Annotated in this window: 14 protein-coding genes; 6 read left to right on the forward strand and 8 right to left on the reverse strand. The window is 71.5% G+C overall.

Features of this window, described 5'->3' with window-relative positions; genetic code table 11:
* Positions 1–56: 56 nt before the first annotated feature.
* From ACZ4N4_RS21990 to ACZ4N4_RS22015, 6 genes are all read right to left on the reverse strand, one after another.
* Positions 57–659 (reverse strand): hypothetical protein, encoded by a 603-nt coding sequence (locus tag ACZ4N4_RS21990; RefSeq protein WP_467591188.1) that lies wholly within the window; start codon positions 657–659, stop codon positions 57–59.
* Positions 646–2,184, reverse strand: coding sequence for a substrate-binding and vWA domain-containing protein (locus ACZ4N4_RS21995; RefSeq protein WP_467591190.1), 1,539 nt, complete (start codon positions 2,182–2,184; stop codon positions 646–648). The genes ACZ4N4_RS21990 and ACZ4N4_RS21995 overlap by 14 nt, the downstream gene beginning before the upstream one ends.
* Complete coding sequence (locus ACZ4N4_RS22000; protein ID WP_453569192.1) at positions 2,181–3,380, reverse strand: toxic anion resistance protein; 1,200 nt, start codon at positions 3,378–3,380, stop codon at positions 2,181–2,183. The genes ACZ4N4_RS21995 and ACZ4N4_RS22000 overlap by 4 nt, the downstream gene beginning before the upstream one ends.
* Before the next feature lie 30 nt (positions 3,381–3,410).
* The gene (locus ACZ4N4_RS22005) at positions 3,411–4,487 is read right to left on the reverse strand and encodes a hypothetical protein (protein ID WP_453568779.1); all 1,077 of its coding nucleotides are present in this window, start codon (positions 4,485–4,487) and stop codon (positions 3,411–3,413) included.
* A 355-nt stretch (positions 4,488–4,842) separates the two neighbouring features.
* Entirely contained in the window at positions 4,843–5,250 is a 408-nt protein-coding gene (locus tag ACZ4N4_RS22010; protein ID WP_467591193.1) for an SCO4983 family protein, read from the reverse strand.
* A gap of 112 nt (positions 5,251–5,362) precedes the next feature.
* Positions 5,363–6,574 (reverse strand): pyridoxal phosphate-dependent aminotransferase, encoded by a 1,212-nt coding sequence (locus ACZ4N4_RS22015; protein ID WP_467591196.1) that lies wholly within the window; start codon positions 6,572–6,574, stop codon positions 5,363–5,365.
* Between the two features lie 136 nt (positions 6,575–6,710).
* Between ACZ4N4_RS22015 and ACZ4N4_RS22020 the strand changes: the two genes are divergently transcribed.
* Positions 6,711–7,403, forward strand: a complete 693-nt coding sequence (locus tag ACZ4N4_RS22020; protein ID WP_467591198.1) for a hypothetical protein — start codon at positions 6,711–6,713, stop codon at positions 7,401–7,403.
* A 415-nt stretch (positions 7,404–7,818) separates the two neighbouring features.
* Positions 7,819–8,652, forward strand: a complete 834-nt coding sequence (locus tag ACZ4N4_RS22025; RefSeq protein WP_467591201.1) for a trypsin-like serine peptidase — start codon at positions 7,819–7,821, stop codon at positions 8,650–8,652.
* Positions 8,653–8,743: 91 nt separating this feature from the next.
* Here ACZ4N4_RS22025 and ACZ4N4_RS22030 read toward each other — a convergent pair whose 3' ends face one another.
* A complete protein-coding gene (locus ACZ4N4_RS22030) occupies positions 8,744–10,360 on the reverse strand; it encodes an N-acyl-D-amino-acid deacylase family protein (protein ID WP_467591203.1) in 1,617 nt (538 codons plus the stop codon).
* An 8-nt stretch (positions 10,361–10,368) separates the two neighbouring features.
* Positions 10,369–11,649 (reverse strand): amino acid deaminase, encoded by a 1,281-nt coding sequence (locus ACZ4N4_RS22035; protein ID WP_467591206.1) that lies wholly within the window; start codon positions 11,647–11,649, stop codon positions 10,369–10,371.
* 259 nt (positions 11,650–11,908) lie between these two features.
* On the opposite strand from ACZ4N4_RS22035, the gene ACZ4N4_RS22040 reads away from it, so the two are divergent.
* From ACZ4N4_RS22040 to ACZ4N4_RS22055, 4 genes are all read left to right on the forward strand, one after another.
* A complete protein-coding gene (locus tag ACZ4N4_RS22040) occupies positions 11,909–13,102 on the forward strand; it encodes a sugar kinase (RefSeq protein ID WP_467591821.1) in 1,194 nt (397 codons plus the stop codon).
* Complete coding sequence (locus tag ACZ4N4_RS22045) at positions 13,099–13,863, forward strand: IclR family transcriptional regulator (RefSeq protein ID WP_453568766.1); 765 nt, start codon at positions 13,099–13,101, stop codon at positions 13,861–13,863. The genes ACZ4N4_RS22040 and ACZ4N4_RS22045 overlap by 4 nt, the downstream gene beginning before the upstream one ends.
* The gene (locus tag ACZ4N4_RS22050) at positions 13,863–14,273 is read left to right on the forward strand and encodes a RidA family protein (RefSeq protein WP_351708518.1); all 411 of its coding nucleotides are present in this window, start codon (positions 13,863–13,865) and stop codon (positions 14,271–14,273) included. Before ACZ4N4_RS22045 ends, ACZ4N4_RS22050 begins: the two co-directional genes overlap by 1 nt.
* Positions 14,274–14,421: 148 nt before the next feature.
* Entirely contained in the window at positions 14,422–15,906 is a 1,485-nt protein-coding gene (locus tag ACZ4N4_RS22055) for a GntP family permease (RefSeq protein WP_467591209.1), read from the forward strand.
* Positions 15,907–15,952: the final 46 nt, after the last annotated feature.

Genomic DNA, 15,952 nt, shown 5'->3' on the forward strand with positions numbered 1-15,952 from the left:
CGCCCACGCGGCGGAGCCGCATATAGATACAGCCCCGCGCCCCTTTCGGGGGCGCTTCAGTTGCCCCTCTCCTCCAAATAGCGGGTATGCGTTTCCTGGCGTCTCGCTTCCGCGTCCCTCAGCCCCGCTGCCAGGCGTTCGGCCTCCTCCTTCAACAGGGTCAGCTGCCGTTCCAGGTGCTGCTCCGGTGGCTCCTGGCCGGGGGTCAGACGCGTCCACCACCGGGTGCGGACGAAGCTGTCGACCGCCTCCGGGATGTCCTGCCGTACCGTCCGCGACAGCACGTGGACGCCCTCCGGGTCCTGGGCCAGCAGCTCGGCCGCCCAGCCCGGGTCCAGCAACGCGGTGAGCAGGTCGGTCAGTTCGCCGAGCCGGGCCTGTGCCGAAGCGGGCAGGCCGACCTCCGCCAGATAGGTCTCCAGTTTCCCGAAGTCGGCCCGCACCCCCTCCAGCTGGGCCGACGGCGTCGGGAAGTCCGGCAGCGGCGGCCGCTCCGGCGGGGCGATCAGCGCGCCCGCGCCGTACAGGCCCGCCACCACCACCGGCCAGTACGGGCCGGCCACCCCGGTGAAGGTGAGGACCAGGCCGAGCAGGCCGCCCGCCGATCCGGTGAGGTTCTTGCGGGACTCCAGATAGCCGAGGAACTTACTGGTAGCCACGGATCTCCTCGAAGGCGCCGTCCAGGGAGCCCTGCTGGGCGTCGAAGAGACGGCCGCCGGTCAGGGCGGCGATGTGCTGCAGTTCGGTGCGGGAGGAGTCCCCGAACAGGATCGGGAAGACGGGGATGTTCCGCCGGCTGGTGGACAGGCCGCGGTAGAAGTCGTCGAACTCGCCGGCCTTGGCGCCCGTGGTGTTCTCGCCGTCCGTCATCAGCACGATCGAGGTGAAGGTGTCCCGGTCGGCGCGCAGCCGGCCGTACGCCTTCTCCAGCGAGGTGTAGATGGCGGTGTTGCCGTCGGCCCGCAGGGCGTCGGTGTCCTTGCGGATCGCGTTCAGGCCGGTGTCCGGGTCGGCCGGGTCGACGACGTGCGTGCTGACGTTCTTCACGTCCGAGCCGAACGGCATCAGGGTGACCTCCTCGCGGTCGCGGAAGTCGCCCGTGAGGTCGGTGAGGGCCTTCTTCAGGCGGGCGAGACGGTCGCCCTCCATCGAGCCCGAGGTGTCCAGGACATAGACCGTGCGGGACGGCCGGCGCAGTTCGTTCTCGTACGCGGAGATCAGCCCGTCGGCCACCGACTTGCTGCCGGGGAAGGGGAGTTCACGGCGGCGGGAGGTGTCGAGACCGGCGGCAGGCGGCACCGAGGCGACCACCGGGCGGCGGTGGGTGGTGTCCGTGAGGAGCTTCTGCACGGCCGTCGTCCGCAGGTCCTCGGCCACCCTGCGGACGTCCTCGCGGGTGTCGGCCGAGGAGGCGGCCAGCGAGGAGAGCGGGTAGTCCGCGGTGATCACGCCGTCGGCGGGGCGGATCACGGTGAGGCCCGGGATGCCCTTGAGAACGGACTCGTAGTTGAGCAGGGCGTCGACGTCGCCGCGCCGCCGGTAGGCGGAGGCGAGCCAGCCGGAGGAGCCCGAGGTCAGGGTCTGGCCCTTGAAGAACTTCTTCAGCCGCGGGGTCGCCTTGGTCACGTCGGCGTCCGTGAGCGCCGACTGGGCGCCGGAGAGCGCGGAGGCCACCGAGACCAGCGTGGAGAAACCGGAGTTGGAGCGGGCCGGGTCGGTCATGCCGTACGTCAGCCGGCCGGCCTCCACGGCCTGCTCGATCTGCGACCAGGTGACGTCGGCCGGCTTCCAGCCGAGCGACCTGAGGGTGGCCGTCCGGACGCCGATCGCGACCGGGCTGGACATGATCGAGGTCTCCGAGACCACCTTCTTCGCCGCCTGGGGGCGCAGCCGCAGGTAGTCGTCGGAGGACAGCCACAGGGCGTCGTACCTGCCGTCCGCCTTGCCCTGGGCGACCAGGTCCACGGCGTCCAGGGTGCCCAGGTAGGTGGGGCGGATCGTCACGCCGGTGTCCTTGCGGACCCGGTCGAAGACGGCCGTCATGTCGCTGAGTTCGGAGGAGGCGAGGACCCGCAGCGTGCCGGGCTTCGGGGCGGTGGAGTCGTCGTCCCGGTGGCTTTCGGAGGTGCACCCGGTCAGCAGGGCTGCGGTGGCGAGCAGGGTCAGCAGCGGGCGTCTGTTCATGCCGGGCCGCCCTCCAGCGCGCCCTTGGAGCGGCTGCGCTCCAGGTAGGCGCCGGCCGACTGGAGTTCGTCCGTGAGGGACTGCACGGTGTTCGCCATCACCTCGGTCGCCTGCACCTTGTAGGTGTCGATGGCGTCCAGGGTGCGGTAGATCTGCTGGAAGGCGGCGCGCAGCGTCTCGGCGCCGACGGCCGGGTCGGCGGCGATGCGCTGGATCTCCCCGCTCTGGCTCGCGAGCATCTCGGCGTTGCCCCGGATGAGGTCCTCGGTCGTCCCGCGCAACGCGTTGACCTGCTCGATGACCTTCTTCTGGTGGTCCAGCGCGGAGGCCAGCATCACCGAGATGCGCAGCGCCGACACGGTGGTGGTGGCGGCGCGTTCGACGCCCTTGATCAGCTCGTCGTTGTTGCGTCGTACGACGTCCATCGCCAGGTAGCCCTGCGCGGACACCGCGAGCTGGGTGAGCAGGTCCTGGTGCTTCTGCCGGACCGGGAAGAGCACGTCGGCGCGGAGCGCGTCGGCCTCCTGGGGGTCCGGGTGCCGGCCGATGTGCTGCTCGACGGCGGTGTCCAGGGCCTGGGTGAGGACGACGTACTCCTGGAGCTTGCCCATCGTCTCCCAGAGCCGGACCCGCTCGGTCTGCAACGCGGCGTTGTCGCGCCGCAGTTCGTCCTGGCCGCCGCGCAGCGACCCCACGATCTTGTTCAACGTCCCCTGCGCGGAGGCGTACTTGGCGACATGGTCGCGGAGCCTGTTGCCGCCGGGCAGCCGGGAGAGGAACTTGCGGCCCTTGCCCGCGGGCAGGTCGCGCGGGTCCAGGTCCTCGACGACCCGGCGCAGTTCGACCAGTGAGCCGGCGACCTTTGCCTGGGCGTCCCCGCCCTTGTCGGGCAGGCTGCGGACGGCCCGCTCCAGCATGCGGTTGGACTGCGAGGCGGCGCTGCGCATCTCGCCGGCGCCGAGACCGGTGATCTCGCCGACCTTGCTCGCGAACTCCGGTGACCGCGCGTCCAGGGCGGCGAGGTCCCGGACGTACACGGAGGCCTTGTGCGCCATGTCGGTACGGACACTGTCGTCGACGGGCACGAGTCCGCCGGCCCTCTCCCGCGGCACCGGCGCGACCGCCTCGGGCGGGGTCAGCGTGAAGACGTCCTCACCGCTCAGCGTGGGCGGGTGCTCGCCGCCGCCCGGCCTCATCTTGTCGAAGTTGCTCACAGGTTCCCCCCGTCAGCCGCGCGCCCGGCGGGCCATCTCGTGCAGCACCGCGGAGGTGGGCACGGGCGCCTGCCGGACGCCGGTCAGTGTCTGGTTGAGGTACGCGGCCCGGTCGGCGGTGGCCGTGACGAACTCGGCGGAGTCGCCCTGGGGCCGGAAGCCGTGCTGCACGGCGAGCTTGCGCAGGGCCGGGTCGGTGCTGAGGAGTTCGCCGAGCTCCCGGCCGGCGTCGTCCATCGGCACGATCGTGTGGTCGCTGTTGACCGTGGTGTCCGGGTAGAGGACCACCAGGTCGTCGGCGCCGTGCCGTTCGGCGAGCAGCGAGACGACCTGCGACTCGTAGAGACACACCAGCGGGTTGCCGGCACCGCTGATGAAGTCCCGGAAGACCGAGTCGCTGCTGGGCTGCTGGGCGCCCTGGACGCTGACCAGCTTGTGCAGCAGGGGTGCGGTCTTCGCGACGGCGGCGTCGCCCGCCACGACCTGGCCGCCGTTGGCGACGTAGGAGGCGGCGGCGAGGTACAGGGCGCCGGAGTTGGAGGTCTCCGGGTCGGTGCTGGTGATGTACAGCGTCCCGGTCAACTCGCCGTGCGCCTTGGCCCCCTTGAGCTGCTGCCAGGTCCGGTCGTGCCGGGCGGCGTCCAGGTATGCGGCCATCTTCAGGGTGCCCTTGCCCTTGCCGTCGAGCACGGCGAGGCCGTTCGCGGCCAGTACTTCGGCGGCGCTGCGATGGGCCACCACCACGAGGGGCGAGTAGAAGGGCCGGGGGAGCGGCTGGCGGGCGTGGTACTTCGCGGCCAGCTGGTCGGCGGGTGCCGAGCTGGACGGGAACGCGAAGTCATAGCCCTTCAGGTCCAGGCCGTCCATGGCCCAGGACCCCGACGCCTCCGTCTTCACGGTGTAGCCCTTGGCGGCGAGGGCCTTCACCACATCGGGATCGGCGAAGAAGTCCGACTTCTCCGAACCGATCACACCACGCACGGTCTTCGTTGCCGTGCCCTTGTCGTCCCCTTGCCGGCCTGCGACGACGGCAGCCACCACGCCACCGATCAGCAGTACCGCCAGGACGATTCCCGCGATACGTCTCACGCCGGGGAGCGTGCTCGCGGAACTCCACATTCCAGGGCGCTCGGGGTGAACGGGGCGTGAAGTGGACGTCCCGGATTACAACGGGGGGACGAGGACCGATCAGGGGTGCGGCGGGGCCGGCAGAAGAGCCCGCCGCGACGGCGCTCGGCCTGTGCGGTGGGATGCGGCGGTGCCGGACGCATCGGAGCGGCACCGCCGGGCCGAGTCGTGGTGGCTGGTCGCCGTTGCGGCGGGAAGGGACCGCCTGCGGGGAGGTGGGGGTGGTGGCAACCCGGTCCGCGCGGGGTTTGGGGGCGCGCGGACCGGGGCCGTCGGGGGGCCCGGCTGATCGGCCGGGGTGGGTGGTCGGCCCGGGTCAGGCCGTCGTGGTGAGTTCGGTCGCGGCCGCGTGGGCGTCCATGCGTTCCGCCGCGAGGATCGCCGCCGCGGTGTCCGCCCGGGAGGCCGCGACCACCAGCGCGCGGCCGGCCAGTGCGTGGGCGCGCTCGTGCAGGGGCGCCGGCCGTCCTGCCGCGGCCGGCGACGCGCGGACCGGCGTACGTCCGCCCCGCAGCCGGGTCACCTGCTCCGCCAGCCGGGTCGCGGCGGCGTCCAGGTCGGTGGACGGTGTGAGGCCGCGCAGCTCGTCGGTGACGGCGAGCAACGCCGCGAGATGTCCCGCGAGCTGGATGTCCAGCTCCTCCTCGCGCGTCCGGTGAGGGAAGTCGGCAGCCGCGCCGGCCATCGTGCTGTGGACCGACTTGGTGCGGATCGCTTCGTACATGGGAGATGGCCTCCTGTGCTGTCAGGAAGCCATCCTACCTTAGATCTCGTCTAAAGTTGACCCGGTTCACGGTCCGTGGTCCGGCGGCTACGACGGGCCCCGGCCACCCCGGCTACGGCTGCCCGTAGCCGTCCAGGAACCGGCCGATCCGGCCGATCGCGTCCCGCAGGTCGCCCACCGACGGCAGGGTCACCACCCGGAAGTGATCCGGCTCCGGCCAGTTGAAGCCGGTGCCCTGGACGACCATGATCTTCTCCTGCCGCAGCAGGTCCAGGACCATCTGCCGGTCGTCCTTGATCTTGAAGACCTGGGGGTCGAGGCGCGGGAAGAGATACAGGGCGCCCTTGGGCCGAACGCAGGTCACGCCAGGGATCTGGGTGAGCAGCTCGTACGCCGTGTCCACCTGCTCCTTCAGGCGCCCGCCCGGCAGTACCAGCTCGTTGATCGACTGGCGCCCGCTGAGCGCGGCCACGACCCCGTGCTGGCCGGGCATGTTCGCGCACAGCCGCATGTTCGCCAGGATCGTCAGGCCCTCGATGTAGGAGTCGGCGTGTGCGCGGGGGCCGGAGATGGCCATCCAGCCGACCCGGTAACCGGCCACCCGGTAGGCCTTGGACATGCCGTTGAAGGTGAGCGTGAGCAGGTCCGGGGCGATCGCGGCGGTCGGGGTGTGCGTGGCGTCGTCGTAGAGGATCTTGTCGTAGATCTCGTCCGAGCAGACCAGGAGGTTGTGGCGGCGGGCGATGTCGGTCAGCCCGCGCAGCATCGCCTCGTCGTACACCGCGCCCGTCGGGTTGTTCGGGTTGATGATGACGATGGCCTTGGTGCGGTCGGTGACCTTGCGCTCGACGTCGGCGAGGTCGGGCATCCAGTCGGACTGCTCGTCGCAGCGGTAGTGGACCGCGGTGCCGCCGGAGAGGGAGACCGCCGCCGTCCACAGGGGGTAGTCCGGTGCCGGGACGAGGACCTCGTCGCCGTCGTCCAGCAGGCCCTGCATCGCCATCACGATCAGCTCGGAGACGCCGTTGCCGATGAAGACGTGCTCGACGTCGGTCTCGATGCCGATGGTCTGGTTGTGCATGACGACCGCGCGCCGTGCGGCCAGCAGGCCCTTCGCGTCGCCGTAGCCGTGCGCCGAGGAGACGTTGCGGAGGATGTCCTCCAGGATCTCCGGCGGGCAGTCGAAGCCGAAGGCGGCCGGGTTTCCGGTGTTGAGCTTGAGGATGCGGTGTCCCGCCGCCTCTAGCCGCATCGCCTCCTCGAGAACCGGGCCCCGGATCTCGTAACAGACGTTGGCGAGCTTGGTCGACTGGATCACCTGCATGCCGGTGAGCTTACGGTGCGGTATGGCTCGTCGCGTCGTGTTTTCCACCACGTGAGACACGAAAAGTCCCCGGAAGTTTGGCCTGTTATCGCCGGTAGCTGTCTCATCGGCTCCTTCCCTCCTAGAATCCGCGTCCATGCCGAGACCTGCCGAGGACGAGACCGGGGCGCCCAGCGTCTACCAACCGCAGGGGGGCGGACCGGCCCCCGTGTACGAGGAGTACCGGGACCCGGCGTCCGCACACGGCTGGCTCAACGCGTACGACGAGACCCGCGAGCTGCCCCGGATCACGCCCGCCGCGCCCGTCGTACCGGCACCCGCGCCGGCACCCGTACCGGCGGTGGGCCGGGCGGAGCGGCGGCGGTCGGCCCGCGACGCGGAGGGCCGGCGTCCGAGGCGATGGGCGGTCGCCGTGGGCGCGGCGGGCGCCGCGTCCGTGGCCGCGCTGGTCGCCGGGTTCGCCCTCTCCTCCTCGTCGGACGGCACCCAGGACGTCCGGAGCCGTACGGAGCGGACCGTCGGCGAGTCCTCGCCGCAGCCGCCGCAGGACGGCCCGAGCAGCGCGTCGGTCACCCCCTCCGCCGCGTCGGCCGTACCGGCGGCAGGGGGCGTGCCGTCCACCCGGGCGGCCTCGCCCGCGAGCGTCCCGCCGTCCGCCACCGCCTCCGCCGCCGCGCCGCCCGCCGGCACCTCGCCGAGCGGCGGCCCGACCGCCCGCCCGAGCGCGACACCCTCACCGACCGCCACCACCGAGACGCCGGCCGAGACCCCCACGTACGGGGGTCACGGCTGGGGGCACGGGCGGGGCGGCGGCGGCCGGTCCCACTAGGGCCTGTCTGACCATTCCCCTGGCCCCGAGCGGACCCACCGCCGAGCGGATTCTCCGCACCCACACCGCCATCGATCTGCTGGTCTCCGATGTCGCGCGAGGCCCGGACGCGGACGCCGGGTTCACCGATCTCGCGGCCGGCCGGGACGAGGGCCTCTTCACGGGCCCCGCGGTGTTCTGCACGGGCCGTGTCACTCCGGCCCGTGAGCAGCGCAGCCACGACCTCGATGCGCGGATCACGGCCGGCATTCCGGCGTTCTTCGAGTACGTCGACGCCGCGTGTGCGGAAATCCGCCAACGCCGGTCCTGAAACAACTCCTTGCCCCACCACCCCCCTCCCATCACAATGCACATGACAAAACAAGTGGCGACCGGAAGATCTCCGGTCGCCTTGTCGTCAAGAGGGGACCCCCACATGAACAAGCCTCTCGTCGCCGCGCTCGCTTCCCTGGCCATCACCGGGATCGGCACGGCTCCGGCGGTCGCCGTGCCACAGACGGCAAAGGCCGCCGCGGTGACCGTCAACTTCGCCGGCACCGTCTCGCTCAGCAACTGCTCCGGATCGGTCATCCGGTTCCCGAACTCCGCGGACACCGACCCGGCGCTGGTGCTCACCAACGGCCACTGCCTGGAGACCGGCTTCCCCGAGCCCGGCGAGGTCATCACCGGCCAGTCCTCCAGCCGTACCTTCGGCCTGCTGAACTCCGCCGGCACCAAGGTCGCCACGCTCCGCGCCAACCAGGTCGTCTACTCGACGATGACCGACACGGACGTCACGATCTACCGCACCACCACGACGTACGCGGCGATCAAGAGCTCCTACGGCATCAGCCCATTGACCGTCAGCAGCGCGCACCCCGTCGCCGGCACCGCCATCAAGGTCGTCTCCGGCTACTGGAAGACGATCTACAGCTGCAGCATCGACGGGTTCGTGTACCGGCTGAAGGAGGGTGACTGGACCTGGAAGGACTCGGTCCGTTACACCTCCGCGTGCAACACGATCGGCGGGACCTCGGGCTCGCCCGTGATCGACACCACCACGGGGCAGGTCGTCGCCGTCAACAACACCGGCAACGAGGACGGGGAGCGGTGCACCGTGGACAACCCGTGCGAGGTGGACGCGAACGGGAACGTCACGGTGCGGCAGGGGATCAACTACGCGGAGGAGACGTACATCATCCCGGCGTGCTTCACGACGGGGAACGTGCTGAACCTGAGTGCGAGTGGCTGCACCCTGCCCAAGCCGTAGGGGGTGGCGGGCGGCCGTGTGTGTCTGCGGGTGGGTGGGGGCCGGTCGCGCCCACGCGGCGGCAGCCGCAGATCGACACGGCCCCGCGCCCCTAAAAGCATGACGGCTCGCGACGGACAGAACGTCCCGCCAGTTCGTCCGTTCTCCGGCCGTCCTCCATCACGAAGCGGCCGTCGATCAGGACGTGTGGGATGCCCGTCGGGAGTCTGCGCGGGTTGTCGAACGTCGAGCCCGCCGCCACCGTCTCCGGGTCGAAGAGGACGACGTCGGCTCGGTAGCCCTCGCGGATCAGGCCGCGGTCCGGCAGGCGCAGCCGGGCCGCGGGACGGCCGGTGAGGTGGGCGACGCACTCCTCCAGGGAGAGGACTCCCAACTCCCTTACGTAGTGGCCGAGGTAGTGCGGGAACGTGCCGTACGCCCGGGGGTGCGGCTTGGTGCCCTGGAGGATGCCGTCCGAGCCGCCGGTGTGGACGCGGTGCCGCATGATCGCGCGGACGTTCTCCTCGTGGCCGACGTGCTGGAGGATGGACGGGGCCAACCGGTCCGCCAGCAGCAGGTGGCGGGCCGTCGTCCACGGGGCCTCGCCGCGCAGCCGGGCCGACTCCGCCACCGTACGGCCGACGAAGTCCGCCAGCGCCGGGTCGGCCACGCCGGAGATCTCGATCGTGTCCCACTCGATGGGGACGCCGTGGCAGCCGTCGGAGCCGAGGGCCTCCAGGTGGTGGCGGATGCGCTCGGCCGTGTCCCCGTCCGCCAGCCTCGCCAGGACCGCGTCCGGGCCGCCCTCGTTCGCCCAGCTCGGCAGCATCGCCGCGAGGGTCGTGCTGCCTGGCGTGTAGGGGTAGGTGTCGAGCGTGATGTCGGCGCCGGCCGCGAGGGCCTGGTCCAGCAACGACAGCAACTCGGGTGCCCGGCCCTTGTTCACGCCGAAGTTCATGGTGGCGTGGGCCAGGTGGAGGGAGCAGTCCGCCTCCCGGGACAGGGCCACCATCTCCTCGTACGCCTCCAGGGCACCCGCCCCGTACGAGCGGTGGTGCGGGCAGTAGTAGCCACCGTACGACGCCACCACCCGGCACAGTTCGGTCAGTTCGGCGTCCTTCGCGTACATGCCGGGGGTGTAGGTGAGGCCGGAGGACATGCCGACCGCGCCCTGTGCCATGCCCTCCGCCACCAGCCGGCGCATCCGGTCCAGCTCGGCCGGGGTGGCCTCGCGGTCCTCCCAGCCGACGGCCAGCGCGCGGACCGTGCCCTGGGGGATCAGATAGGCCGCGTTGACGGCGATGCCCCGGTCCAGGCGGTCCAGGTACTCGCCCACCGAGCGCCAGTCGAAGTCGATGTCGTCACCGTGGCCGTTCCAGCCGGCGATGGCCCGGCGCACCTCGGCGAGGGTGCGGTCGTCGACGGGGGCGTACGACAGCCCGTCCTGGCCCAGGACTTCGAGGGTGACCCCCTGTGCGGCCTTGGCGCTGTGGTCCGGGTCGCGGAGCAGGGCCAGGTCGCTGTGGGCGTGCATGTCGATGAAGCCGGGGGCGAGGACCAGACCCTCGGCGTCCAGCTCGCGCGTCGCGCGCGGGCGCTGGCAGCCCGCCGCCGCGGCCTCCTTGACGATGGTGACGATCCGGCCCCCGTCGATGACCACGTCCGCGCGGTAGGCGGGGGCCCCGCTGCCGTCGACGACGTCCGCGTCCCGGATGACGAGCTGATCCACGGCTCCTCCTAGAAGAACGTGCGGACGTAGTCGACGACCGTGCCGTCCGCTTCGGCGACCGGGATCAGCTGCCACTTGTCGAACGACGTGCACGGGTGCGACAGGCCGAGGCCCACCCAGTCCCCGACCTCGACGTCCGCCTCGGGGGTGGTGGCGAGCCAGGCGTGCTGGTCGGACAGGCCGGTGACCGACACCCCGGTCGCCGGGCGCTCCGTGCCGTCCCGGCGGATCACCTGGGCGAACGGGAGGTCCAGGTCATAGGCCGCGTCCCGCTTGCCCGCGTTGGCGAAGGCCTGCTCGGCGGAGGGGCGGGAGACGATCTGCGCCCAGAGCCGGAAGGCCGGCTCCAGGGCGCCCTCCTCGGGGACACGGTTGAAGGGGGTGACCTCCCGGTAGCGGCCGTCGTCGTGCGAGACGTAGGCGCCGGACCGCAGCAGCTTCAGTACGGGGAGGGAGAGCGCGGGGATCCCGGCGAAGACGTCGGCGACCGCGTCGAACCAGGCGCTGCCACCCGCGCTGACGACGATCTCGTCGGTGCCCGCGAACCGCCCCGTCTTGTCGAGGTCGACGGCGAGTGCGACGAGCCGGCGCAGATAGGCGTGCACCCGGTCGGGGTCGGCCCGCGGGACCTCGCCCTCGTACCCGGCGACCCCGACCAGCCGCAGGGTTCCCGCCGCCCCGGCCACCGCGTCCGCGACCGCCGCGCACTCCGCCTCGGTACGGACGCCGGTGCGGGCGCCCTCCCCGGCGGCCAGCTCCACGACGACGTCGACCGGACGGGAGCTTCCCTTCAGCGCCGCGTCCATCAGCTCCACCCCGCGCACGGAGTCGACGTAACAGACGAAGCGGAACTCCGCGTCGCGCTCCAGCTCGGCGGCGATCCAGCGCAGCGCCGGGGCGTCCACGAGCTCGTTCGCGAGGAAGATCCGCCGGGTGCCGAAGGCGCGGGCCACCCGTACCTGGTGCGGGACGGCGAGGGTGATGCCCCACGCCCCGTGCTCGACCTGCCGCTGGAAGAGCTGTGGGGCCATGGAGGTCTTGCCGTGCGGGGCGAAGGCGAGGCCGTGCCGCTCGGTGTACGTCTCCATGAGCGCGAGATTGTGTTCCAGGCGCTCGGCGGAGAGGGCCAGCACGGGCGTGGCGAAGCCGTCGGAGAACAGGTTGCGGCGCTGGGCGGTCAGCTCGCCGACGGTGAGGCCCTCGGCGTCGGGCGGGAGGCCCTTGAAACGGTGGTCGACGCGTTCCTCCGTGAGACGGGCGAGCGCGTCGGTGCCGGTGTCGAAGGACACGGAGCCTCCCTGATCTGGTGAGTTGCACTGTGTGCAACGTCCATTGCGTATATCGCTTACCGCTGTCTAACATCCACGCCAACGCCGGGTCAATGGAGCCCGCAGCGACCCGAGACGAGGAGCCACGACCATCGTGAAGGCCACGGACGCCGTTGACGCCGTTTGCGTCTTGGACACCGTTGACGTCGTGGCCACTGTTGACGTCGTGGACGCTGTTGATGCCGTGGACGCCCTCGACGTCGTCGCGCTCGGCGAGTCCATGGTGACGTTCCTGCCCACGCGGCCGGGGCGCCTCGCGGACGTGCCGTCCTTCGACCGTGCGATCGGCGGCGCGGAGTCCAACGTGGCGTGTGCGCTGGCCGCGGCGGGACATGCGGTGCGGTGGGTCAGCCGGGTCGGCGCGGACGGGTTCGGCGACCATCTGGTGGAGACGGTGGCTTCGTACGGCGTGGACGTCGCGTGCGTGGACCGTGATCCCGGGCGTCCGACGGGGGTGTACTTCCGAACGGCCGGGGACCGGGCGACGGACGCCCATGAGGTCGCGTACTACCGGGCGGGGTCCGCGGCGTCCGCGATGTCGGTGGCGACCGTGGACCTGGCCGCGGTGCGCGCGGCCCGGATCCTGCACCTGTCCGGCATCACGGCCGCGCTGTCGCCCGGGTGCCTGGACCTGCTGAGGGAGCTGACGGCTCCCGCCGAGGGGCGGCCGGTGGTGTCCTTCGACGTCAACTACCGGCGCGGGCTGTGGGATTCGGGCGACGGGCCGGATGTCCTGCTGGAGCTGGCGCGCCGGGCCGACATCGTGTTCGTGGGGGAGGACGAGGCGGAGGAGGCGTGGGGGGTGACGGGAGGCCCGGAGGCCGTTCGCGAACTGCTGCCGGAGCCGGGCGTGCTGGTGGTGAAGCAGGGGGGAGTGGGGGCCACGGCTTTCGTGTCGGGTGCGGCTTCGTCTCTGGGTGCGGGTGCGGGTGCGGGTGCGTGGGGGCTGGTCGCGCAGTTCCCCGCGCCCCTTACGGGGCGCTTCGCCAGCCGTTTCTCTTCAGCCGCGGGCAGTCGTGCCGCTGGGGCGACGGGGGTCCCCCCGCTCGAGCGAAGCCGAGAGTGGGGGAGGGTGGGCGCGGGCGACGCCCTGCCAAGGCCGGTGAGCGACCCCACCCCCACCTTCGAACCCGCCCCCGTCGTGGACGTCGTCGCCCCCGTCGGTGCCGGGGACGCCTTCGCCGCCGGGTTTCTCTCCGGGACCCTGCGCGGACTGTCCCTGCGGCGCACACTGCGGCTCGGTCACCTCTTCGCCGCCGCCGCCCTCACCACCCCCGCCGACCTCGCCGCACCCCCCGCCCGCGACACCGCCGACCGTCTGACCGCCTTCGACGCCGACGCGTGGGAGAGACTTCGACTCGGCCCCGGCTGGACCGAAGCCGACGCGGCCGAAGAGGAGGTACGCACCCCATGAGCCAGACCGTCGACCGAGCGCTCAGCATCCTGCCGCTGCTCGCCGAGGGCCCCGCCGACCTCGGCCGGGTCGCCGAGCGCCTCGGCGTGCACAAGTCGACCGCACTGCGGCTGCTGCGCACCCTCCACGAACACGGGCTGGTCTACCGCCAGTCCGACCAGCGCTACCGCCTCGGCGCCCGGCTCTTCGCGCTCGCCCAGGAGGCGATGGAGAACCTCGACATCCGCGAGATCGCCCACCCCCACCTGGCCCGCCTCAACGAGGCCTGCGGGCACACCGTGCACCTCGCCGTGTTGGAGGAGGGCGAGGTCCTCTACATCGACAAGGTAGAGAGCCGCTACCCGGTGCGCATGTACTCGCGGATCGGCAAGCCGGTGGCCATCACCGTCGCCGCCGTCGCCAAGCTGCTCCTCGCCGACCTGCCCGAGCCCGAGCGGCGCGCTCTCACCGACAAGCTCGACTACCCCATGTACACGGCCCGTTCGACACCGAACGCGGAGGCCTTCCGCAAGGAACTGGCCAAGGTGCGCGAACAGGGCTGGGCCACCGACCTCGGCGGCCACGAGGAGTCCATCAACTGCGTCGCGGCCCCCGTCCGCGGCGCCGACGGCCGGGTCGTCGCCGCGATGTCGGTCTCCGCGCCCAACGTCGTCGTCACCGCCGACGAACTCCTCACCCTGCTCCCGCAGGTGCGCCGTACGGCGGACGCGATCAGCGGCGAGTACTCCGGCAGAACTCCGATCAAGGAAGCCAGCAACTGATGACCGAGAAGACCGCCCTCACCCCCACGACCCACACCACCCCGCCCGCCAAGTTCTCCCACGGCGTGCGCAAGGGCAACATCCTCCAGGTCGCCGGCCAGGTCGGCTTCCTGCCCGCCGAGGAGGGCAAGCCCCCGACGCCGGCCGGCCCCACGCTCCGCGAGCAGACCCTCCAGACCCTCGCCAACGTCAAGGCGATCCTGGAGGAGGGCGGCGCCTCCTGGGACGACGTGATGATGATCCGCGTCTATCTGACGGACGTGGACCACTTCGCCGAGATGAACGGCATCTACAACACCTACTTCGAGGAGCAGGGCCTCACCGCCCCGCCCGCCGCCCGCACCACCGTCTACGTCGGTCTGCCCGCCGGCCTCCTCATCGAGATCGACGCCCTCGCCGTCCTCGGCTGACGACCCATCAGTTCCCGCACACCGTACGTCTGTCACGGCACGGCCCCCGCACCGGGCGCCGTGCCGCGATCCCCCCTGCCCGGCTGTGCCTGTCGGGGGGACACCCCCCAAACCCCCCGGACCATGTACTTACGAAGAGGACCCCCACATGTCCCTACCGCTCGCCGCATCCGCCACCTCGGCCCCAGCCACCCCACCCCACACCGGAGGACTGCTCCTCCTCCTCGACGGCACCGCGGGACTGCTCACCGTCGCCGCCATCGGCATCGCCCTGCTGCTCTTCCTCATCATCAAGGCGCGGCTCCAGCCCTTCGTCGCCCTGCTCGCCGTCTCCATAGCCGTCGGCCTGCTGGCCGGTCTCTCCGTCACCGAACTCTTCGGCACCGTCCAGCGTTCGGACGCCGTCTCCACCATCGAGTCCGGCATGGGCGGCATCCTCGGCCATGTCGCGATCATCATCGGCCTCGGCACCATGCTCGGCGCGATCCTCGAAGTCAGCGGCGGGGCAGAGGTACTGGCCTCCCGGCTGCTCAACCTCTTCGGGGAGAAGCGGGCCCCGCTCGCCATGGGCCTCACCGGGCTCATCTTCGGCATCCCGGTCTTCTTCGACGTCGGCATCTTCGTGCTGGCCCCGCTCGTCTACGCGGCCGCCAAGCGCGGCGGCAAGTCGATCCTCCTGTACTGCCTCCCGCTGCTCGCCGGTCTCTCCATGACCCACGCCTTCCTGCCCCCGCACCCCGGCCCGGTGGCCGCCGCCGCGCTGCTGCACGTCCAGCTCGGCTGGGTCATCCTCATGGGCATCGTCTGCGGCATCCCGGCGGTGCTGGCCGCATGGGTGTACTCGGCGTGGATCGGCAGGCGGATCTTCGTCGCCGTACCGCAGGACATGGTCGAGGCGGCGGAGGAGGCCAAGCAGGCGGTGCTGGCGGAGCAGCGGTCGGCGGGAGTGGAGCCCCAGGAGAAGCCGGTCCCGCTCGGCACGGTCCTGGCCATCATCGGCACCCCGCTCGTCCTCATCCTCGCCGCGACCTTCTCCTCGATCGCCCTGGACCCCTCCACCGGCCGCTCGGTGATCGAGTTCTTCGGCACGCCGATGGTCGCCCTGACCATCGCCCTGGTGCTCGCCTACTACCTGCTGGGCATCCGGCGCGGCTGGTCCCGCCAGTCCCTGGAGAGGGTGTCCACCGCGTCCCTCAAGCCGGTCGGCAACATCCTGCTGGTGGTCGGCGCCGGCGGGATCTTCGGGGCCGTGCTGAAGGCCAGCGGGGTCGCCCAGGCACTGTCCGACACCTTCAACGGCGTGGGCCTCCCGGTGATCGTCCTCTCCTACCTGATCTCCGTCGTGCTGCGGGTCGCGCAGGGCTCGGCGACGGTGGCGATCGCGACGACGGCGGGCATCGTCGCCCCGCTGCTGAGCGAGGGCCACCACTCCCAGGCCTTCGTCGCCCTCGTCATCATGGCCATCTCGGCGGGCTCCATCTTCGCCTCGCACGTAAACGACGGCGGCTTCTGGATGGTCGCCAAGTACTTCGGTATCAGTGAGCGGGACACCCTGAAGACGTGGACCGTGCTGGAGACGGTGTTGTCGGTGGCCGGGTTCGCGGTGGCGGGTGTGCTGAGCGTCTTCGTGTAGGCGTCTGATAACGAAGTCGGGGCTGGCTGTCTCCGGCACAGGTTCT

Source organism: Streptomyces sp. NPDC026538, from assembly GCF_055567535.1.